The 20,083-nt window shown below is 66.2% G+C and carries 24 protein-coding genes; 15 read left to right on the top strand and 9 right to left on the bottom strand.

The window, feature by feature from the left end; all coding sequences use genetic code 11:
- Positions 1–4: 4 nt before the first annotated feature.
- From F7Q96_RS00120 to F7Q96_RS00090, 7 genes are all read left to right on the top strand, one after another.
- Positions 5–1,213 (top strand): ABC transporter substrate-binding protein, encoded by a 1,209-nt coding sequence (locus tag F7Q96_RS00120; protein ID WP_053824692.1) that lies wholly within the window; start codon positions 5–7, stop codon positions 1,211–1,213.
- Positions 1,214–1,225: 12 nt separating this feature from the next.
- Positions 1,226–2,380, top strand: a complete 1,155-nt coding sequence (locus F7Q96_RS00115; protein ID WP_053824260.1) for a thiolase family protein — start codon at positions 1,226–1,228, stop codon at positions 2,378–2,380.
- Entirely contained in the window at positions 2,380–2,787 is a 408-nt protein-coding gene (locus tag F7Q96_RS00110; RefSeq protein ID WP_053824261.1) for a Zn-ribbon domain-containing OB-fold protein, read from the top strand. The genes F7Q96_RS00115 and F7Q96_RS00110 overlap by 1 nt, the downstream gene beginning before the upstream one ends.
- 185 nt (positions 2,788–2,972) lie before the next feature.
- Positions 2,973–3,923, top strand: a complete 951-nt coding sequence (locus tag F7Q96_RS00105; protein ID WP_053824693.1) for a tripartite tricarboxylate transporter substrate binding protein — start codon at positions 2,973–2,975, stop codon at positions 3,921–3,923.
- 54 nt (positions 3,924–3,977) lie between these two features.
- Complete coding sequence (locus F7Q96_RS00100; protein WP_151021883.1) at positions 3,978–6,074, top strand: acetate--CoA ligase family protein; 2,097 nt, start codon at positions 3,978–3,980, stop codon at positions 6,072–6,074.
- A gap of 85 nt (positions 6,075–6,159) precedes the next feature.
- Complete coding sequence (locus tag F7Q96_RS00095; protein ID WP_053824263.1) at positions 6,160–6,630, top strand: MarR family winged helix-turn-helix transcriptional regulator; 471 nt, start codon at positions 6,160–6,162, stop codon at positions 6,628–6,630.
- A 110-nt stretch (positions 6,631–6,740) separates the two neighbouring features.
- The gene (locus F7Q96_RS00090) at positions 6,741–7,166 is read left to right on the top strand and encodes an organic hydroperoxide resistance protein (RefSeq protein WP_053824264.1); all 426 of its coding nucleotides are present in this window, start codon (positions 6,741–6,743) and stop codon (positions 7,164–7,166) included.
- Positions 7,167–7,213: 47 nt separating this feature from the next.
- Here F7Q96_RS00090 and F7Q96_RS00085 read toward each other — a convergent pair whose 3' ends face one another.
- Entirely contained in the window at positions 7,214–7,477 is a 264-nt protein-coding gene (locus F7Q96_RS00085; protein ID WP_053824265.1) for a hypothetical protein, read from the bottom strand.
- A 162-nt stretch (positions 7,478–7,639) separates the two neighbouring features.
- Between F7Q96_RS00085 and F7Q96_RS00080 the strand changes: the two genes are divergently transcribed.
- Complete coding sequence (locus F7Q96_RS00080) at positions 7,640–8,398, top strand: AraC family transcriptional regulator (RefSeq protein ID WP_053824266.1); 759 nt, start codon at positions 7,640–7,642, stop codon at positions 8,396–8,398.
- Here F7Q96_RS00080 and F7Q96_RS00075 read toward each other — a convergent pair.
- The 3 genes from F7Q96_RS00075 to F7Q96_RS00065 form a co-directional block, all read right to left on the bottom strand.
- Complete coding sequence (locus tag F7Q96_RS00075) at positions 8,381–9,364, bottom strand: DMT family transporter (RefSeq protein ID WP_053824267.1); 984 nt, start codon at positions 9,362–9,364, stop codon at positions 8,381–8,383. The genes F7Q96_RS00080 and F7Q96_RS00075 overlap by 18 nt on opposite strands.
- A gap of 101 nt (positions 9,365–9,465) precedes the next feature.
- Positions 9,466–10,293 carry an AraC family transcriptional regulator gene (locus F7Q96_RS00070; protein WP_053824268.1) on the bottom strand — a complete coding sequence of 276 codons (828 nt, stop codon included), beginning with the start codon at positions 10,291–10,293 and terminating at the stop codon, positions 9,466–9,468.
- 13 nt (positions 10,294–10,306) lie between these two features.
- Positions 10,307–11,302 (bottom strand): phosphotransferase enzyme family protein, encoded by a 996-nt coding sequence (locus F7Q96_RS00065; RefSeq protein WP_053824269.1) that lies wholly within the window; start codon positions 11,300–11,302, stop codon positions 10,307–10,309.
- A 556-nt stretch (positions 11,303–11,858) separates the two neighbouring features.
- On the opposite strand from F7Q96_RS00065, the gene F7Q96_RS00055 reads away from it, so the two are divergent.
- The gene (locus tag F7Q96_RS00055; RefSeq protein ID WP_226994972.1) at positions 11,859–12,335 is read left to right on the top strand and encodes a VOC family protein; all 477 of its coding nucleotides are present in this window, start codon (positions 11,859–11,861) and stop codon (positions 12,333–12,335) included.
- Here the strand turns inward: F7Q96_RS00055 and F7Q96_RS00050 are convergent.
- Positions 12,263–13,159, bottom strand: coding sequence for a LysR family transcriptional regulator (locus F7Q96_RS00050; protein ID WP_053824270.1), 897 nt, complete (start codon positions 13,157–13,159; stop codon positions 12,263–12,265). The two genes, F7Q96_RS00055 and F7Q96_RS00050, sit on opposite strands and share 73 nt — an antisense overlap.
- Positions 13,160–13,355: 196 nt before the next feature.
- Here F7Q96_RS00050 and F7Q96_RS00045 point away from each other — a divergent pair, with 196 nt between their 5' ends.
- Together F7Q96_RS00045 and F7Q96_RS00040 are read left to right on the top strand one after the other, a co-directional pair.
- Positions 13,356–13,973 carry a nitroreductase family protein gene (locus tag F7Q96_RS00045; protein WP_053824271.1) on the top strand — a complete coding sequence of 206 codons (618 nt, stop codon included), beginning with the start codon at positions 13,356–13,358 and terminating at the stop codon, positions 13,971–13,973.
- Positions 13,974–13,983: 10 nt separating this feature from the next.
- A complete protein-coding gene (locus F7Q96_RS00040; protein WP_053824272.1) occupies positions 13,984–14,865 on the top strand; it encodes an EamA family transporter in 882 nt (293 codons plus the stop codon).
- A 60-nt stretch (positions 14,866–14,925) separates the two neighbouring features.
- Here F7Q96_RS00040 and F7Q96_RS26725 read toward each other — a convergent pair whose 3' ends face one another.
- Positions 14,926–15,096 (bottom strand): hypothetical protein, encoded by a 171-nt coding sequence (locus F7Q96_RS26725; protein ID WP_006576660.1) that lies wholly within the window; start codon positions 15,094–15,096, stop codon positions 14,926–14,928.
- A 253-nt stretch (positions 15,097–15,349) separates the two neighbouring features.
- Here F7Q96_RS26725 and F7Q96_RS00035 point away from each other — a divergent pair, with 253 nt between their 5' ends.
- Positions 15,350–16,282 (top strand): DUF72 domain-containing protein, encoded by a 933-nt coding sequence (locus tag F7Q96_RS00035; RefSeq protein ID WP_249041631.1) that lies wholly within the window; start codon positions 15,350–15,352, stop codon positions 16,280–16,282.
- A 250-nt stretch (positions 16,283–16,532) separates the two neighbouring features.
- Here the strand turns inward: F7Q96_RS00035 and F7Q96_RS00030 are convergent, their stop codons facing one another.
- Genes F7Q96_RS00030 through F7Q96_RS00020 form a run of 3 tightly spaced genes read right to left on the bottom strand, consistent with a single transcriptional unit; the run spans position 16,533 to position 17,768 of the window.
- On the bottom strand, positions 16,533–17,030 hold the full coding sequence (locus tag F7Q96_RS00030) for a DUF2514 family protein (protein ID WP_053824274.1): 498 nt from the start codon (positions 17,028–17,030) through the stop codon (positions 16,533–16,535).
- Positions 17,018–17,473: a lysozyme gene (locus F7Q96_RS00025; protein WP_053824275.1), complete on the bottom strand. Its 456-nt coding sequence runs from the start codon at positions 17,471–17,473 to the stop codon at positions 17,018–17,020. The genes F7Q96_RS00030 and F7Q96_RS00025 overlap by 13 nt, the downstream gene beginning before the upstream one ends.
- Entirely contained in the window at positions 17,463–17,768 is a 306-nt protein-coding gene (locus tag F7Q96_RS00020) for a phage holin family protein (protein ID WP_226994974.1), read from the bottom strand. Before F7Q96_RS00020 ends, F7Q96_RS00025 begins: the two co-directional genes overlap by 11 nt.
- A gap of 99 nt (positions 17,769–17,867) precedes the next feature.
- Between F7Q96_RS00020 and F7Q96_RS00015 the strand changes: the two genes are divergently transcribed.
- From F7Q96_RS00015 to F7Q96_RS00005, 3 genes are all read left to right on the top strand, one after another.
- Entirely contained in the window at positions 17,868–18,161 is a 294-nt protein-coding gene (locus F7Q96_RS00015; RefSeq protein WP_053824277.1) for a hypothetical protein, read from the top strand.
- A gap of 65 nt (positions 18,162–18,226) precedes the next feature.
- The gene (locus F7Q96_RS00010) at positions 18,227–18,865 is read left to right on the top strand and encodes a hypothetical protein (RefSeq protein ID WP_151021882.1); all 639 of its coding nucleotides are present in this window, start codon (positions 18,227–18,229) and stop codon (positions 18,863–18,865) included.
- Between the two features lie 126 nt (positions 18,866–18,991).
- Positions 18,992–19,960 (top strand): methyltransferase domain-containing protein, encoded by a 969-nt coding sequence (locus F7Q96_RS00005; protein WP_151021881.1) that lies wholly within the window; start codon positions 18,992–18,994, stop codon positions 19,958–19,960.
- The last annotated feature ends 123 nt before the right edge of the window (positions 19,961–20,083 follow it).

Raw genomic sequence — 20,083 nt, 5'->3', positions numbered from 1 at the left:
CGGCATGCTGGGCGCATGCGCGCTGTCGCTCGGCGGCACTGCCTACGCCCAGGCGCAGACAAAGGCCACCGTCTCCGACGATCTGGTCAAGGTCGGCCTGATTCTCGACATGAGCGGCCTGTATGCCGACGTGACCGGCCGCGGCAGCGCCACCGCCGCGCAGATGGCGATCGACGACTTCGGCGGCAAGGTGCTGGGCCGCAAGATCGAGCTGGTGGTCGCCGATCATCAGAACAAGGCCGACATCGCCGCCAACAAGGCGCGCGAATGGTTCGACACGGACCGCGTCGACGCGATCCTCGATGTCGCGGCATCCGCGCCCGCGCTCGCCGTGCTCGAAGTCGCCAAGCAGAAGAACCGGATCGTGGTGTTCTCGGGCCCCGGCACCGAGCGGCTGACCAACGATCTGTGCACGCCGATCTCCGTGCATTACGCCTACGATACCTATGCGCTCGCCAACACCACCGCCCGCGCGATGGTCCAGCGCGGCGGCAAGAGCTGGTATTTCCTGACTGCCGACTACGCGTTCGGCCACACGCTGCAGGACTCGGCCACCACCGTGGTCAACGAAACCGGCGGCAAGGTGCTCGGCGCCGCGCGCCATCCGATCGGCGCCAGCGACTTCGCCTCCTATCTGCTGCAGGCGCAGGCCAGCAAGGCGCAGGTCGTGGGCCTTGCCAACGCGGGCGGGGACTCCGTCAACGCGATCAAGGCCGCGCACGAGTTCGGCCTGACGCGCGACAACAAGCAGAAGCTGGCCGGCCTGCTGCTGTATATCAACGACATCCATGCAATCGGCCTGAAGACCGCGGCGGGCCTGGTGCTGACCGAGGCGTTCTATTGGGACATGAACGACGCCACCCGCAAATGGTCGCGCCGGTATTTCGACAAGCTCAAGAAGATGCCGAACATGAGCCAGGCGGGCGTCTACTCGTCGGTAATGCACTATCTGAAGGCCGTGCAGGCCGCCGGCACGGACGAAACCGCCGCGGTGATGAAGCAGATGAAGGCGATGCCGATCCAGGACTTCTTCACATCCAACGGCCGTATCCGCGAGGACGGGCGCATGGTGCATGACATGTACCTGTTCGAGGTGAAGACGCAGGCCGAGTCGAAGTACCCGTGGGACTACTACAAGGTGCTTGCGACGGTGCCCGGCGACCAGGCGTTCATCCCGCCGTCGAAGTCGAAGTGCCCGCTGCTGAAGCGCTGACATGGGCCGGACATGAGCGAATCGACGCAACGCGCCGCCTGGTTGCGCGGCGCCGGCAATACCCGCTTCGGCAGGCTGCCCGGCAGCACGCCGCTGACGCTGATGGCGCAGGCCGCCGATGCCGCGCTGGCGGAAGCCGAGCTGTCGCGCGGCGACATCGACGGCGTGCTGTGCGGTTACGCGACCACGTTGCCGCATCTGATGCTGGCCGACCGCTTCTGCGAATATGCCTCTCTGCAACCCGCCTATGCGCACGGCATGGCCGCCGGCGGGGCCACCGGCGGAGCGATGGCGATGCTGGCGCGCGAGCTGGTGCGCGCCGGCCGCTGCCGCCATGTGCTGGTGGTGGCCGGCGAAAACCGCCTGAGCGGACAGAGCCGCGACCAGTCGGTGCAGACGCTGGCCCAGGTCGGCGAGCCGCAAGTCGAGGTGCCGAACGGCGCCTCGGTGCCGGCGTACTACGCACTGCTGGCCTCGCGTTACCTGATGGAAACCGGCCTGCCGCGCGACGCCCTGGCGGATTTCGCGGTGCTGATGCGCAAGCATGCGGCCACGCATCTCGATGCGCATCTGCGCGAACCGCTGACCGCGGCCGCCGCCTGCGCCGCCAAGCCGGTGGCGACGCCGCTGCTGCTGTCGGACTGCTGCCCGATCTCCGATGGCGCGGTGGCGCTGGTGGTGTCGGCGGAGCCGGGATCCGGTCGGCAGGTGCGGATTGCCGGCGCGGGGCAGGCGCACCGCCATCAGCATCTGTGCGCGATCGACAGCGTGATGACGACCGGCGCCGGCGACGCGGCCACGCGTGCGCTCGCGGAGGCCGGCATCGGTGTCGACCGGCTCGACTATCTGGCGATCTACGACTCGTTCACCATCACGCTGCTGATGCTGCTCGAAGAAATCGGCGTGGCGCCGCGCGGTGGTGCGCATGCGCGGCTGCTGGCCGGGGACTTCGATATCGATGGCGCGCTGCCGCTCAATACCCATGGCGGCCTGCTGGCGTTCGGCCACTCAGGCGTCGCGGGCGGGCTGATGCATCTGGCCGAGGCGACGCGGCAACTCGCTGGGCGTGCCGGGCACCGCCAGATCGGTCCGCGTCGCCGCGCGCTGTTCCATGCCGATGGCGGCGTGCTGTCTTCCCATGTCAGCCTGGTGCTGGAGGCCCTGTAATGCCGAGCTCAGCCAATTCCGCCGATGACGTCCTGCGCCAGGGGCGTCATCCCTATGCCGACGGTCTGGAAGCGGGCCGCGTTCGCTATCAGTCCTGCGGCGACTGTGGCACGGCGCAATCGCTGGAGCGCCACGCCTGCCAGCGCTGCGGCAGTGTCCGGCTCGCGTGGCGCGACGCCGCCGGAAGTGCCACCGTCTACGCGGTGACCGAGGTCGCGCGGGCGCCGGACGACACCTTCCGCGCACTGGTTCCCTACACGCTGGTGCTGGCCACGCTCGACGAAGGGCCGCGCGTGATGGGCCATGCCGAGCCGGGCGTGGCGATCGGCGACCGCGTGCGCGCCGGGTTCTTCCGGCATGGGGAACGGACGCTGTTGCGATTTCTGCGGGAGCAGCGGCGGGAATAGCGGCAAGAGCAGCGCAGAGCAGCGGCGGAAATGCGGCGCTGCGGCTTGCCTGCAAGAAGGCGCTGCCCAAGCACGACAACAACCAGATGGAGACACCTATGCAGCCGAATCAACAGCATCGGCGGGCCGCGCTCGCCCGTCCGTTTTCCTCTACCAGGCGGCCGGTCCTGCGCGCGCTGCTGCCGATGCTCGCGCTGGGCACGCTGTGCGCCGTGTTGCCGCGGCCCGGCCATGCGGAAACCTGGCCGGCAAAGCCGATCCGGATGGTCGTGCCCTATCCGCCCGGCGGTCCCACCGACATCGTCGCGCGCGTGGTGGGGCAGAAGCTTGGCGAGCGGCTCGGGCAACCGGTGGTCGTCGAAAATCGGCCGGGTGCCGGCGGCAATATCGGCGCGGAGGCCGTCGCCAAGGCAGCGCCGGACGGCTATACCGTGCTGGTCGCCACCACCGCGCATGCAATCAACATGACGCTGTTTCGCAAGCCTGGCTACGACACGCGTCGCGACTTCGCGCCGGTCAGCCTGCTGACGCGCGGTCCCCTGGTGCTGGTCACCGCGCCGTCGACGCCGGCGCGCAATGTCGCCGAATTGAGCGCGCTTGCCAAGGCCAAGCCCGGTCAGGTGACCTTTGCCAGTTCCGGCAATGGCCAATCGACCCATCTGTCGGCGGAGCTGTTCAACGCGATGGCCGGCGTGCGCATGACCCACGTGCCGTACAAGGGCAGCGCGCCAGCGCTGACCGATGTGATCGGCGGCCAGGCCACGGTGATGTTCGACACGATGCTGTCGGCAATGCCGTTCGTGCGCGACGGCAAGCTCAAGGCGCTGGCCGTGACGAGCGGCAAACGCTCGCCCGCGGCGCCCGATGTGCCGACGATTGCCGAGTCCGGCCTGGCCGGCTACGAGGCCACCGCGTGGAACGCGCTGCTGGCGCCGGCCGGCACGCCGGCCCCGGTGATCGAAGCGCTCGGCAAGGCGCTGCGGACCGTACTCGACGATGCCGAGGTCCGCTCGCGTTTCGCCACGCAGGGCTTCGGCGCGGAATGGACGTCGCCCGACGCCACGGGCCGTTTCCTCGGCGCCGAGATCGACAAATGGGCAGGCGTAGTGAAGACCTCCGGCGCCACCATCGACTGACCGCTCGCATTACGCAACCGACCAATATTCAGGACAAGGACAAAGGACAACGACATGCCGGCTTCTCTCCCCCGCGGCCTGCAGGCCCTGCTGACGCCGCGCTCGATCGCGGTGATCGGTGCCTCGGACCATATCCACAAGATCGGCGGCCGGCCGATCCACTACATGCAGCAGCACGGCTACCGCGGCACGCTGTATCCGATCAATCCGCAGCGCGACACGATCCAGGGCCTGCGCAGCTACGCCTCGCTGGACGCGCTGCCCGAAGCGCCGGAACTGGCCATCGTCGTGGTGGCCGGCGAGGCCGCGGTGCAGGCTGTCAGCGACTGCGCGCGGCTCGGCGTGGCGGCAGCCATCGTGATCGCCTCGGGCTTCGGCGAAGCGGGCGAGGAAGGCCGGCGCCAGCAACAGAAGATGGTCGATATCGCGCGCGCGGGAGGTCTGCGCATGGTCGGACCGAACAGCCAGGGCCTGGCCAACTTCGGCAGCGGCGCGATCGCCAGCTTCTCGACGATGTTCATCGAAGTACCGCCGCAGGATGGCCCGGTCGCGGTGATCAGCCAGAGCGGCGGCATGGGCGCGATGGTCTACGGCCTGCTGCGGCACCAGGGCATCGGCGTGCGCCATATGCATGCGACCGGCAATCAGGCGGACGTCACCGTCAGCGACCTGGCACTGGCCGTCGCACACGATGATGACGTGCGGCTGATGCTGCTGTATCTGGAGACGCTGAACGATCCGGCCACGCTGGCGCAGGCCGCCGCGGTGGCCCGTGCACGCGGTGTGCCGATCGTCGCGGTCAAGGCCGGGCGCACCAGCGCGGGCCAGCGCGCGGCCGCCTCGCACACCGGGGCGATCGCCAACGAGGACCGCGCCGTCGATGCCTTCCTCGCCCATCACGGCATCTGGCGCGTCGACGACGCCCATGCCCTGGCGCGCTGCGCGCCGCTGTATCTGCGCGATTGGCGCCCGCAGGGCCGTGGCCTGGTGGTGGTCAGCAATTCCGGCGCCAGTTGCGTGATGGCGGCCGATGCCGCCGAATCGTGCGGACTGTCGATGGCCCCGCTGGCGGCGCAGACCCAGTCCGCGCTGGCAGAGCGCCTGCCCGGCTTCGCCGCCACCGCCAATCCGGTCGACGTGACCGCCGCCCTGCTGACCAACAGCGCGCTGTTCGGCGATGTGTTGCCGGTGATCGCCGGCGACGCGGCGGCCGATATGGTGCTGCTCGATATTCCGGTGGCCGGCATGGGCTACGACATCGAACGCTTTGCCACCGATGCCGCGGCCTTTGCCGATACCAGCGGCAAGCCGATCGTGGTGGCGGCCTGGCAGCAGAGCGTGGCCGCCCCGTTCCGGCAGCGCGGCGTACCGGTCTATGCCAATGCCGGCGAGGCGCTGCCGGCGCTGAGCCAGTGGCGCAGGCACCGGTTGCGGCTGGCGGAGCTGGTCGCGCGTCCGCCGGCACCGCCGGCGGCGGCCGCGCTCGATGTCTCGTCGCCGTCGGCCACGCTGAGCGAAGCGGCCAGCCTTGCGAGGCTGGCGCAGGCCGGCGTTCCCGTCGTCGCACATCGCCTGTGCCGCAGCGCCGAAGAGGCGGTGGCGGCCTGGCGTGCGCTCGGCGGGCCGGTCGCGGTCAAGGCCTGCGCCGCCGCGGTGCCGCACAAGAGCGAACACGGGCTGGTGGCACTCGGCTGCAATGACGCCGCTTCGATCGTCGCGGCATTCGATCGCCAGATGGCCACGCTGGCCGGCATGGGCGTCGAGGCCGAGGGCGTCATCGTCGCGGCGATGGTGCGCGGCCAGCGCGAATGCATGATCGGCGCGCACTGGGACCCTGTGTTCGGCGCCGTGCTGGTGGTCGGCGACGGCGGCAAGTATGTCGAGGTGCTGCGCGACACCGCGGTACTGCTGGCCACCTGCGAGGAAGACGATGTCGCCCGCGCGCTGCGGACGCTGCGCATCGCCCCGCTGCTGGCCGGCGTGCGGGGCGAAGCGGCCGTGGACCTGCCCGGCCTGTGCCGCACCGCGGTGGCGGTCGGCAGGATGGTCCACGCCGCCGCCGGCGCGATCCGTTCGGTCGACCTGAACCCGGTGATGGCAAGCCCCGACGGCGTGGTGGTGGTCGATGCGTTGATGGAGGTGGCGGGCTGAATGGAGGGGACGGGATTCTCGAGCGAATCCCGTCGCACAAATAAATTTCTTGCTATTCAATCGCGCACGATCTATATTCCGTTCCATGAACGCCGCATCGAACGCCCGAATCGACCCTGCCACCGCGCTGTTGCTGGACCGGCAGTTCTGCTTCTCGGTCTATTCGGCCTCGCTGGCGCTGAACAAGCTGTACCGCAAGCTGCTGCGCCCGCTGGGCCTGACCTATCCGCAATACCTGGTGATGATGGTGCTGTGGGAACAGGACGGGCTGACGGTGTCGGAGATCGGGGCCCGGTTGAATCTGGACTCGGCCACGCTGACGCCGTTGCTCAAGCGCCTCGATACGCAGGAACTGGTGTCGCGGGCCCGTGCGGCGGCGGACGAGCGGCAGGTCATCGTCAGCCTGACCAAGGCCGGCCGCGCGCTGAAGACGCTGGCCGGCAAGGTGCCGGAGTCGGTGTTGTGCGCGTCGGCGTGCAGCGTCGAGGAACTGACCAGCCTGAAGCGCAAGCTCGATAGCGTGACGGCGAAGATTGCCCAGAACGCGGCCGACTGAGCCGCAAGGGCGACGACGCCGTCTTGCCTTGGCGGATTTATATCGCGCACTATGTAATAGCGCACTATATTGAAGTGGAACCCCGAAGTACAACCCTGAAGGAGCCAACCATGTCGATCGAAAAAGTCCTGTACCGCGCCCAAGCCCAAGCCACCGGTGGCCGTGACGGCCGTGCCGTCTCGTCCGATGGTGCGCTCGAGGTCAAGCTGAGCACGCCGCGCGAACTGGGCGGCGCTGGCGGTCCCGGCACCAACCCCGAGCAACTGTTCGCCGCCGGCTACTCGGCCTGTTTCCTCGGCGCCCTGAAGTTCGTCGCCGGCCGCGAGAAGATCGCGCTGCCCGCGGACACCACGATCACCGGCAACGTCGGCATCGGCCAGATTCCCACCGGCTTCGGCATCGAGGTCGAGTTGCAGATCTCGATTCCCGGCGTCGCGCGCGACACCGCACAGGCGCTGGTGGACAAGGCTCACGTCGTCTGCCCGTATTCGAACGCCACGCGCGGCAACATCGACGTGCGGCTGACGCTGGTCTGATCTACACCCGCAGCTGCATCCAGCCGGCACAAGGCCGCGGCGGGCGCTCACGCGCCGCCGCGGCCTTGTGCGATCAGCTCGCGCAGTTCCGGATGGCGCGGCTCGAGCACGTCGAACAGACCCAGCGCGTTCAGCGCCGGGATCAGCGCGATCAGGTCTTCTTTCGCCGCGGCACGGCTCTTGTCGGACTGCGCCGGATCGGACAGCACGCGCCAGCTCGCGAGGAACGCGCCGACACTGCCCTTGCGTACGGTGATGCCGTTGGCCTGCACGGTATCGATATGGTCCGGCAGCATGGTTTCCGGCTTCATGCGCGGCCTCGGCTGTTGCGCACAAACGATCGGGATGGCGTGGCAGATGACATCGAATGGCTCCGTGGTATTGGCGATACAGCCAGTCTAGAGCCGCTCCATCTTGCCCGCTAACGCTAGAATGCCAGGCGATATTCCAATCGGGCCACCATTCGATCGATCGTGTCGCTGAAGCAAATCCGCCGGCTGTCGCATGCCGGCATCCGCGAGCGCCGTCGGCATCGGCATGAACTAGGACAGTTGTTCACGATCCAGTCCGGCGTGGTCGCCATCGAGGTCGAGGGCGGCCGCTGGGTCATGCCGACCGGCTGCATCGCATGGATCCCACCGGGAATGATGCATGGCGCGAGCGTGCAGGCGGGCATGACCGGCACCGGCCTGTATTTTGACGGCGCGTGGAGCCGTGCCGCGATGCCGGACACGGTCAAGGTGGCAAGGCTGTCGCCGCTGCTGGACGCGCTGCTGGCGGCGCTGACCGGCGATGCGGCGCCTACCGGCACCGCCCTCGAGCACTACCTGGCCGTGTTCGCCGATGCGTTCGCGCGCGAGCCGGCGCAGACGCTGTTCCTGCCGATGCCGCGCGAGCCTCGCCTCGCGCGGATGGCGGCGCGAATGGTAGCCGCACCGGACGACAACACCGATCTCGATGGCTGGGCCGCACGCATCGGCATGAGCCGCCGCACGCTGACGCGGCGCTTCCAGGCCGAGACCGGCTGGACCATCGTCCAGTGGCGGCAGCAGATGCGGCTGCTGGCGGCGATGGAGCGCCTGGCCGCCGGCCACAGCGTCACGACGATTGCGATCGATCTTGGCTATGCCAGCGTCAGCAGCTTTATCGCGATGTTCCGCCGCTACCTCGGCACGACGCCGCGAGCGTATATGCCCGCGGACGGTGCCGCGCGCTCACGGCCGCTGCGCTAGCCCGCACTTGCGGCCGCCACTGCGGTTGCAATTGCGGTCGCACCTGCGCTGCCGGCGCCCCGCCGCGCGTGGCGCCCCGGAATTGCGCCTGCCGGCCAGCACCAGGCTCAGCACGGCCACCACCACACAGCCGATGCCGACCAGTTGGCTGAAGCCGACCGGCTCGCCCAGCAGCAGAAACGCCATCGCGACGGCCGATATCGGCGCCAGCGCGGTGAACAGCGACGCCTCGGTGCCGCTGGTGCGCGCCGAGCCCGCATACCAGAGCACGAAGCCCGCCACGGTCGGCACCAGCGCGTAGTACAGCACGGCCGTCAGCGCGCCGCTTGGCAGCCCATGCCGCCATGGCGCCTCGAACAGCAGTGCCGGAACGATCGACGCCGCGAGGCCGATCGCCGTCATCACGGTCGACAGGGCCAGCGGTTGCAGCGGTTGGCGCAGCCGCTTGTTCAGCAGAATGAACAGGCTCTCGCAGACCACCGCGCCCATCACCAACGCGTTGCCAAGCCACGTTCCCCGACCGCCATCGGCACCCTCTCCCGGCACCGCCACCGCGACCACGCCCGCGGTCGCCAGTCCAATGGCCAGCAGCAAGGCCACGCCAGGGCGCTCCTTCAGCACGACGATCGAGACCAGCGCCGATACCACCGGCAGCGTGCCGATGATCACGCCGGCGTCAGCGGCGGATGTCATCCGCAGGCCCGAGATCAGCAAGGTGGTATAGCCGACGCTGCCCGCCACCGCCTGCAGGACCAGCAGCAACCGGTCGCCACGGCCGATGGCCGGCAGGCGCGTCCCGGTCAGCTTCATCAGCAGCAGAAAGCCGGGCAATGCGATGGCAAACCGCAGCGCCGTCGCGGTAAACGGCGGCAGCCCCGCGGCGATGACCTTGCTGGCAATGACGGTACTGCCGACCAGGATCATGGCCAGCGCCAGATAGAAATAACCTTCGGTCTTGTCGGACATGGCCGCCTCCGCATCGTTGGATGCCTAAGGCTAGGCCGCGGCATGGCAGGCGTCTTGAACGAAATTGCAGCGGCGGGGAGGCCGTCTTCAGGCGGTGCCCGTCAGCGCAACGACCGCCCGGTGGCGATGGCGGCATAGGCGCTGGGCGACAGGCCGTATTTCCGCACGAAGATGCGCGTCATATGGCTCTGATCGGCAAACCCGCTGCCGATCGCCGCCTCGGCCAGCGGCCGGCCGCACGCGATCAGGCGGCGCGCGAGATCGATCCGCCGCTGTACCAGATAGGCATGCGGCGTCAGCCCGGTGGCACGGTTAAAGGCGCGCAGCACCTGGAAGCGGCTCAGGCCGCTGGCCTTGGCGAGATCGTCCAGCGACACGGGAACCGAAGGATCGTCGTCGATACGCGCCAACGCATGGGCGATCGCCGCGGGCGTGCCCTCGCACTCCCGCAAGCCGTGCCGGCAATCCATCGTCCGCGCCAGCAGCAGCATCAGCAGGCTGTCGCGACGCAAGGCAGCATCCGCTGCATTGCCGCTTGTCATCGCATCGAACAATTGCAGGAAGACGGCGGCCGAGGTCCGATCGCTGAGCACTGGAAGCCGGAATTCCCCAAGCCGCGCGGCCCCTTCGCTCACATCGTGACAGACCGGGGCAACGACCTCGGGGTCGAAATACAGGATGCGCCAGGAACGCCCGGCCTCGTCCAGCGGCATGCCGTCGTGCACCTCGCCGGGATTGACCGTAATGATGTCCCCAGCCACCGCCTGAACCTCGCCTCGCCCGCTGGCCGAGCGCTGCGCGCCACGTTCGACCACGCCAATGCCGAACTGTTCGTGCGTATGGCGGGCGAAGCGGTGCCGCGAGCTGGCCTGGACGGCGAGCACGCCGGGCAACGCACAAGGGAGGGGCTGGAACTGGCCGGCAGGCATGGCGAAAGAACGATCAATACTCCGGCGTGCGGAGCGACAGCCAGGCCTTCATCAATTGCACTTGCTGCTCGAGCCAGGAACGCGGGATCCTTTCTGAACCCCATTCATGGCTTCGACTCGCATACTCGCCGATGTACCAGACATGTCGCACCACCACAAAGGCCATGATCGCGTCGAAATCGACCTTGGAGACTGGACAAACCGAGCGGTATCCACGCATGTAGGACTTCCAGTTCTCCTCGAGCCGCGGCTTGTCGGCGCTCATCCGTTGCAGGATGGACCACAGGTAAACTGCCAGGTCGTACGCCAGGAAACCGGGTCCCGCGTCGTCGAAATCGAAGAATGCTGCCTCTGGCACGCCATGAACGCGCTCCATGATGACGTTGTTGCCTCCGTGACAGTCGCCGTGGCAATGGACCTTGGACAGGCGCCTCAAGTCGCCCAACTTGTCGACCGCGGCAATCGCAATGTGCGAGAAATGACCGCGCAATTCATGGTCCATCGTCGGCGCTTCCAATATGGCTTTCAGCGGCAGGTCCAACAAATGTGGCAGTTCCAGGTCGTACAGGCTTGCCGGCCCGCGATAGCCGCGGCCCGAGACATGAAGGATTGCCAGCCCTCTGCCAAGCAATTCGGCGTTGGCGGCATCCTGAGATGGGGCAATGCCTTGAAGATAGTCGAATGCGACCAGATGACGAACGCCCTCCGTTGCCGGGACGGCCACCGACATCTGCCCTTCCACCGTCTGCCAAGGCACGCATACCAACGCCCCGGCGCCCGCAAGATGTAACAGCAAGGCGGTTTCATATCCGATATTGGGCTCGCCGCGCGCTCGCCGGCTGCTCAGCCGAGCCACTCCATGCCGACCATCGTGAAGCCTGACCTCGTACACATCATTGAAGCCACGGCGCAAGAGACTGCATGCGGCGGTAGCGCCGCCATAAGCCCTCTCGACGATCCGGGCGATTTCCTCGGCAGCGACTGTCGAGTAAACGGCGCGCACCAGCATTTCGATCGCTCTCCCACTTTAGCCAATGACAAGGAGTGTGCATGGCGTGATTTGCTGCGATGCGTGATAAGGATCAGGTCGGCGATCGCACGCCTGCGTCTCGGTGATCGAATGCGCGGTGGCAGAATCGATCTGCTTCGACAGACGCACTTCCATGATCGGAAAGCCCACCTGCCAATGGTCGGCACCAATCGTACACGACAGCCGCTGTGTTCGGCCTTGGATGGTTCGGGTCCGCTTCATGAAGGGGACTGGCTCACTCCCCGCCGGCCTGACCGAGCAGCAAGCGGATTGGACGTTCCGGGTAGTTGCCGGTCGATGAGGATGCCGACTGCGCGCTCGCCAGCGGCGTGGCGACGGTCAGCGCCAGGCAGGCGCAAAGCCGGCGCAAGGAAGAAGACAGGTCATGGGGCGCAGCCGTCTGTGGTGGGGGTCGGACAGGACGAAGCCAGTCCAGGACGGCTTGCCCTCCCCCTGCGGCATGGCTGCCTTGAACGCAGGTTAAGGGTCGCAGGCCCGATGCGAGCCATCGTGTCGCGCCCGAACGGAGACGACGATGACGATCGAACTGGATCACCTGATGGTGCCCGCGCGCGACAAGTTCGCGGCGGCGAAACAAGTGGCGGAGCTGCTGGGCGTGCCGTGGTCGGAAACCGGCATCGGGCCCTTCTGCCCGGTCTACCTGAACGACGGCCTGACGCTCGATTTCGATCAATGGGAAGAGCCGTTCCCGCGCATCCACTATTGCTTCCGGGTCGGCGAAGAGGAATTCGACCGCATCCTTGAGCGCATTCAGGCGGCCGGCATTGCCTACCGAAGCAAAGTCCATGGCCCGGTCGATCATGCGGTCGATACCTGGCAAGGCGGGCGCCTTGTCTACTGGAACGAGCCCGACGGGCATCAATGGGAAATGCTGACCGTCAGCTACGCGCGCCAGCCCTGGAGCCAGTCCTCGATATTTCAGCCCAGCGTCTCGATCAGAAAATCGACGAAGGCGCGCACCTTCGCATTGAGATACCGCCGCGACGGATAGACCGCATAGACATGCGTCTCGACGGTGGTCCATTCGTCCAATACGGTGACCAACCGCCCCTGCTCGATGTCGTCGCGGACATAGATCCACGGAATCAGGCTGATGCCGAAGCCCGCCCGCAGCGCCTCGCGCACCGCGAGACTCGACGTGACCTTGTAGCGGCCATCGATCGGCACGTCGACCTGGACATCGCCCTGCGCGCTGCTCCTTCGAAAGCTCCATAGCCTGGCGTGGCCCGACAAGCTGAACTGCACGCATTCGTGCTGACGCAAGGCCTCGGGGGAATCCGGTACGCCATGCCGCGAAAAGTACGCCGGCGCGCCGCACAGCACGTGTGTCATCGACATCAGCTTGCGCGCGACCAGGCTGGAATCCTCCAGCTTGTCGCTGCCGCGAATGGCGACGTCGAAGCCCTCCTTGACCAGATCGACGCGGCGATCGTCCAGGCGCAGGTCCAGGGACAACTGCGGATAGCGGCACAGGAACTGCGGGATCGCATCGGCCAGTTGCGTCAGCGTCAGCGACATCGGCGCGCTGACGCGCAGCGTGCCGGTCGGCTCGCCCTGCATCGGACCGAGCGCGCGGTCGGCCTCGTCGAGTTCGTCGAGAATCCGCGCAATCTGCGTGTAGTACTGCTGGCCGGCCTCGGTCAGGCTCAGCCGCCGCGTCGTCCGATGGAGCAACCGCGTCGACAGATGCGCTTCCAGCTCGCCAATGTTCTTGCTGACCGCCGCCGGCGACAGGCAAAGCCGCCGTGCCGCCGCGGCAAAGCTGTTGCGCTCGACGACTTCCCGAAATACGCGCAGCGCCGTCAGATGGTCCACCGTCGACTCGCCTCGATTATTCACCAGTAGTAAAGATTGTGGTGAGCATATCGCATATTTCAACGCGCGAGGAGCGCAATTAATCTTGCACCGTGAATAAACGGCATCCAGATGACTGCCCAAAACACCGTCTGAACGGCCATTGCGCCGAGCGCGGCACCACGACATCCAACGAACTTTCGGAACCAGAACGACCATGAGCCATCCCGTGATCGATGCCATCGAGCAACGCATCTCCGCCAATTTCTTCGATGCCGCCCGTCCCCTGTCCGACGCGCAGATCGAAGCGCTGACCGCGCTGGCAACGCGTGCCCCCACCGCCTACAACCTGCAGAACTGGCGCTTCATCGCGGTGCGGACCGCCGAAGCCAAGGCACGGCTGCGCGCGGTGGCATGGAACCAGCCCAAGGTCACCGACGCGGCGGTCGTCTTTATCGTCTGCGGCGTGCTGGCCGATCCGGCCGCGCTGGCGCAGCGCCTGCAGCCTTCGGTGGAAGCTGGCTTGATGCCCGCCGGCATGGTGCAGACCTGGGTCGACGCGGCGCGTGGCCAATATCTGGAGCGGCCGCAGAGCCGGCGCGACGAAGCGATTCGCAGCGCATCGCTGGGCGCCGCGACGTTGATGCTGGGCGCCCAAGGCATGGGCCTGGCGACCGGGCCGATGACCGGCTTCGATCCCGAGGGCGTGGCCCGCGAATTTGCGCTGCGGCCCGACGAAGTGCCGGTCATTCTGGTCGCGGTCGGCCACGCGGCGCCGGGCAACTGGCCGCAAAAGCCGCGCCGGCCGCTGGCCGAAGTGCTGGATTTCGCCTGAGGCGCCCACCATGAACCGCACCACCGACCTGCTGCTGACGGGCCTGGCCCCGGCGATCTGGGGCAGCACCTATGTCGTCACGACCGGACTGCTGCCCGACGGCTATCCGCTGACGGTAGCCATGCTGCGCGCCCTTCCCGCCGGCCTGCTGCTGTTGCTGTGGGTCCGCCGATTGCCGCAGCGCGGCTGGTGGCTGCGCGTATTGGTGCTCGGCGCACTGAATTTCTCGGTGTTCTGGGCGATGTTGTTCGTCAGCGCCTATCGCTTGCCGGGCGGCGTGGCCGCGACGCTGGGCGCCGTGCAACCGCTGATCGTGATCCTGTTCTCCCGGCTGCTGCTCGGCAGCGCGATCCGGCCCGTTGCCGTGATCGCCGCGATCGGCGGCATGGTGGGCGTGGCACTGCTGGTGCTGACGCCGAAGGCCGCGCTCGACGCCACCGGCGTGGCCGCCGGCCTGCTGGGCGCCGCGTCGATGGCGCTCGGCACCGTGTTGACGCGCCGTTGGCAGCCGCCCGTTTCCGCGCTGACCTTCACCGCATGGCAGCTGGTGGCCGGCGGCATCCTGCTGCTGCCCGTGGCGCTGTGGGTGGAACCGCCGCTCGGCCAGCTGACGCAGGCCAATGTGGCCGGCTTTCTCTATCTGGGATTGATCGGCGCCGCGCTGACCTATGTGCTCTGGTTTCGCGGCATCGCGCGGCTGGAGCCGTCGGTGGTGGCGCCGCTGGGATTTCTCAGCCCGCTGAGCGCGGTGCTGCTGGGATGGGTCTTGCTGGATCAGTGGCTCAGCGCGCCGCAATTGGCGGGCATGGTGCTGGTGCTCGCCAGCATGTGGTTGAGCCAACGCGCGGCGGCGGTCCGGACGGTGGCGCCGCCGCTGCGGCAGTCGCCCTAGCCCCGCCCGCAGCGGCCGAACCGCCGGGATCCGGCTGGATGGGCCGCGTGCCTGGCGCCGTTATGACGGGTCCTTGGTACGGGTGCGCGACACCGCGCCCATGATGCCAAGACCCAGCACGATCACACAGGCGATCGCCACGTAGGTCTCCGGCACGCCGGCCGTGATCAGGCCCCACGCAATGCCGCCGACGAGGATCAACAGTCCAATCAGGAATAGTGCAAACGACATAACCCAGCTCCTGGCAATTGCCGCGCGTTGCCGTGATCGGCTGCGGCTTAAGTGCAATGTAGGGGCCATGCCGCACAGCAGGGATCGGTCGGCAACGGAGACTCGCGTAGGCCGGTTCCTACGCGCGCGGTGGATGTCGCGGCACCTGTTATTTGCCGGCATTCGCCTATGATCGTCGCATATCGATCATTCGTCGCCCAGCGAGGCCATCGCCACGACGCAAGGCGAATCGGCCCCTCGCCGGCGCAATCCGATGACTATTCGAATCGGCATCTCGGGATGGCGTTACGAGGGCTGGCGTGGCGTCTTCTATCCGAAGGGACTGGCCCAGGCGCGCGAACTCGAATTCGCTGCGCGCGCCGTCGACACGATCGAGATCAACGGCTCGCACTATTCGTTGCAGACCATCGGCAGCTATCGCGCCTGGTACGAGGCCACGCCCCCGGGCTTCGTCTTCGCCGTCAAGGGGCCGCGCTATCTGACCCATATGCTGCGCTTCCGCGACGAAAAGGCGCTGCCCGCACTGGCCAACTTCTTTGCCTCCGGCGTGCTGGCATTGCAGGAAAAGCTGGGCCCCTTCCTGTGGCAATTTCCGCCGAATTTCAGCTTCAAGGCCGAACGGCTGGAGCGCTTTCTGGCAATGTTGCCTCGCACCACCGACGAAGCGAGGAAGCTCGCCGGCCAGCACGATGGCCGCGTCAAGCAGCCCTGGTTCGAGCCGACGCGCAAACGACGGCTGCGGCATGCCATCGAGATCCGCCACGCCAGCTTCTGCACGCCGGAATTTCCCGCGCTGCTGCGCAAGCATCGCGTCGCGCTGGTGGTTTCCGACGCAGTGGCCGACTGGCCCTACGTCGAGGACGTGACCGCCGATTTCGTCTATCTGCGGCTGCACGGCACGGAGACCCTGTATGGCGGCGCCTATTCGGACCGCGCGCTCGATCGCTGGGCCGATCGCTTGCGCGCATGGGACGGCGGTGGCGAACCCGACGACGCGAAGCGCATCTCGCCGATCAAGGCACGCAAGGCGGGGCGGCGCGACGTGTACTGCTATTTCGGTATAAGCCGTCGAACAACAATTTACCGTTTAAAGTCAACGACTTACCGGCAAAATGGCCCGCGAAAGACAGGTGCAAAAACGGCCAGATACGTCCTAATAGAATCAGATACTTACGCGACGTTTTGAACAGCGGTCAATCCACCCCAGGCTCCCGGCTGAAGTGCTCGCACGTCACGAGCCCCGGGCACAGCTCCTCGATCGGGCACTCGTATTTCAGGTACCAGGCGCGGTAAGCGTACTCGGTGTAGATGCGCGGCTTCGAGCACCGGTAGCACGGGCCGTCGGGGATCCGGTCGTAGACGGGCTGCTCAGGGGAATTGGAAGTCGTGGTTGTACGGCATGACTGCACTGTACAAAAATACAGTGCGCTTGGCTTCTACCTATGGAGTGCGTCGCTCCGGCTCAGCGCGTCGTAAGCGCGTTCACAGGCTTGCCCGGCGATCCGGGCGGCGTCAGCATATTCAGCCAGGATTCCCGCTCGGCGGTCAGCGCGGCTGAGCACGTCGGCAAGCACTCCGAGGGTATCGCCGGCTGCCTCGCCTCCGCTGGCACCGGCGGGATGGCGGGCGGGCCGGCCGGCAGCGACGAGCTCGGCGACACGCTGGCGCAGCTGGCCAGCAACAGCATCAGCGGCGCGAGCATCAGCGCGCGCCTTGTCGGCTTCCTGTTTCGCAGCATTGGCAATCTCCGATTGAGCCGCGATGCGGCGTTGTTCTTCGGCGCGAGCCCGGTCAGCGGCCTTGACCTGATCGACCGCGGCCGCGCGCCGAATCTCGGCTATCTCAGCATCCTTGCCGCGCGAGGTGAATTCGGACCCTGCCAGGAAGGCCAGCGCGAGCGCCGCAACGGCGGCGATGATCCTCACCCAAGGCATAGCGCCCTCTCCTGCGCCCGGCGGTTCACCAGACCGGGCAATTTCACGCCCTTGGCGTAGACCCAGCGCGGCAGCTCGTTGCAGGCGCCCACGTAGTCGCCGGCGTTGAGCTTGCGCACCAGCGTCGAGCCGCAGAACTTGCCCCGCCCGACGTTGTAGGCGAACGACACCAGCGCGGTCCGCTGTCCTTCGCTGAGCGGCACGCGAACGCACGAGTTCACGCCGGCATTCGCCTCCAGCAGGTCCTTCGCCAGCAGATCGTCGCACTGCTCGCGCGTGTACACCTGGCCGAGCCGGACGCCCTTGGTCGCCCCGAAGCAAGCCGTTGGGATGCCGACAGGATCGAGGTAAGCCGTCTGGCGTAGACCCTCGAATGCAGCCACCAGCGGGACGGCGGCAGCAATGCCGGCCGCAATCAGCCGCGTGCGAAGGTCAGAGTTCATGACTGCCTCCAAGCGCTCGCATGCGCGCCGCGTGTTCCTCCACCTCTCGCCTGTCTTTGCGCCGGATGTACCAGGCGTTGAAGCCGAACGTGAGAAGCGCCGTGACGATACCGACGATGATTCCGATATCGGTCAGCGTCAGAGACGCGCCGATCGAGACGACCGATCCGGCGTAGCCGGTGGCTTCAACGGGAGTAGGCAGCCGCATGTAGACCCCGAAAAAAGAAAAGCCCGCTCTGCGGCGGGCTGGTGAATGAATATCTTGACGACGTACCCTTTGGGTACTATGATTCATGGCACTGAGCTGCGCACCCCGTGCGGTTCGACACTCCGAAAGGAAAGCCGAAAATGAAAGTCCTCTTTCGCGCGTTTGCTCGCGCTCTTGGATCCATCAATGCCCTACACACCTCCGTCACCGGCGGATCTCGAAGCCCTCAAGGACGAGCTCGGCTTCAGCAGCGGCAAGATGGCCGATCTGTTCGGCCTTGCCAACGGTCGACAATGGCGCCGGTACCTGTCGGAAGACCCCAACAATCGGCGCGACATGGGCATGCACATGCTTTTCTTCGCCATGGCTCGCCTCGAGCTCGCGCCGGAGGACGTCGATCGCGTGCTCGATCGGATGCGCTCAGCCGGCGCTACCATCGATCTGCCGCCGCTCTCGGACTTGGATCAGCCGTCTTCCTGATCGCTGGAACCGCAACCGCGCAAACCGGCATCCTCGACCGATTCCACATCGAGCCTGGAATCGGCGTGACGTCCTTCACCCCCCTGGGCGAAGGCATGTACTTCCAGAGCGGGATGCGGCACAACCTGAATCTGCGCTTCCCGGCCGCGCGCCTCACTGGCTCGTTCGACGCGATCCCGCATCAGCCGCGCTCATGGCTGCCCGGCGTGGCGACGAATCTCAGCTACATGCACTTCGGGCGCGCGGCCATGTGGTCAGACGCCGCGCCGGACGAAGCCGATTACCCGGATGGCATCGGCGGCTACAACCCGCACACCAAGCAGTGCAACGGCGAGTGCGGACCAATCCGGCACTTCAATTCGTCGGGCTCCCTTCATGCCGTTGCCCTGACGCTGGAGCCCTACTACACCTACAACGGCTGGCGATTCGGCATCGAGGCCGGCCCGGCGCTGTACCGCGGCACCTGGAAGGCCCACATGACCGTGGTGTCCGACACCAGCCCTTGGGGACCGAAGGGGTCAGTCGAGACCCTAAGCCACAGCCCGAAGTGGGATTGGACTTGGGTCGCCGGCGCGTCCGTGGCCTATCGCAACGTCACGCTGCGATACACCTACATCCACACGCCGCCGCGCGACATGACTAACAAGAACATCCCGCTCGGCTACAAGGGCGCGCACATGGTGACGCTCGGGTACAGATTCTGATTTCGAATTCCGCCAAGGGCTTGTTGTATATTCGTCGTCGCGCGAATAGGAGACACATTCGTAGCAAGACCCCCCTTTATGGGGGGGTAGCCATGAAAAATAATCAGCAAAATTGGGGGTCCCGATATGCTCACGCGAAACGCGCCGGCGCCAGATCTCGATAATGCTGCGGACCTTGGTATTTCCGCAGAGGCTTACGATCTTTGGAAAGGTCGTGACGATCTCCGCGACGCTTTTCCTCTCAATTCACAACAAGAGGTCCTCAGGTATTTGGGGTGGTGGCTTTGGTCAATCAGCGAAGGCGAAACCGATCACCAGATCGACGGTGAATGGCTCACGCGTACGCTCAGCCGGCCTGCTCCTTGGGTCGAGCAAGCGGGACCATTCGCGATCACTCACGAGATGTACGCGCTATGGTGTTTCGTCGCGGACCTCAAAGCCCGTTATGACCTTACCACCAGCCACGGGAAGATCGGACTCCTAAGCTGGTATCTGTTCTTCTGGCGCCAACGCAGCAATCTGAGAATGCCAGATTGGGCAATTACGGCGCTGGCCTCTCTATCACCTGGAACCGAGGACGGCCGACCCGGCGCTACCACACTCCTAGCTCACGCCATATGGAAATGGGACTCGCGCCTTCGCGAAGCCTATTCGATCACCGACCCGGCAAGCGCAGATCCGCTTCGTTGTTGGGCAATCTGGCACTTGCCGAGCAATTTACGCGGCTATTTTTCCCGAGGGTTGGCGCACCTGTCAGCTGACCAGCTATTTGATCACTGGATCGAAGGTCATCAGCACGCGCCGGGCTATGTGAAATACTGCAGAACACATCGGACGCGGTTACTTGCAACGTACAGGCGGCTTGAGCCCCATCTTCGCAATGGACAAGAAGTCCTGGAAGTAGGCGGTCTTAGCTTTTTGGCCTTCGCTATCACAGTCAACTATCCGGAAACCGTCGTCACGGGGACAACCACTGACCTGCGGTATGAATTACCGCTTCCCGACGATCGTTTCGATGTGGTGATCTTCACCGAGGTTCTGGAGCACCTAAAAGACCGAGATTCGAGCGACTTAAGCGAGGTAGATCAATTGTAACCGCTAAATCCAGCACACCTTGTTGAGTCGAGCCGTTACCCAGTAACGTACGCAATACGGGACGTTACCGGGTAACCATGACGAAGGAGTGCAGGATGGCGCAGACGACAGCCCAGCGACAGG

It is taken from the genome of Cupriavidus gilardii (assembly GCF_008801915.1).
GTDB lineage: Bacteria > Pseudomonadota > Gammaproteobacteria > Burkholderiales > Burkholderiaceae > Cupriavidus > Cupriavidus gilardii.
The sequence above is the reverse complement of the archived record's forward strand: the minus strand, read 5'-3'. Positions and strand labels throughout refer to the sequence as shown.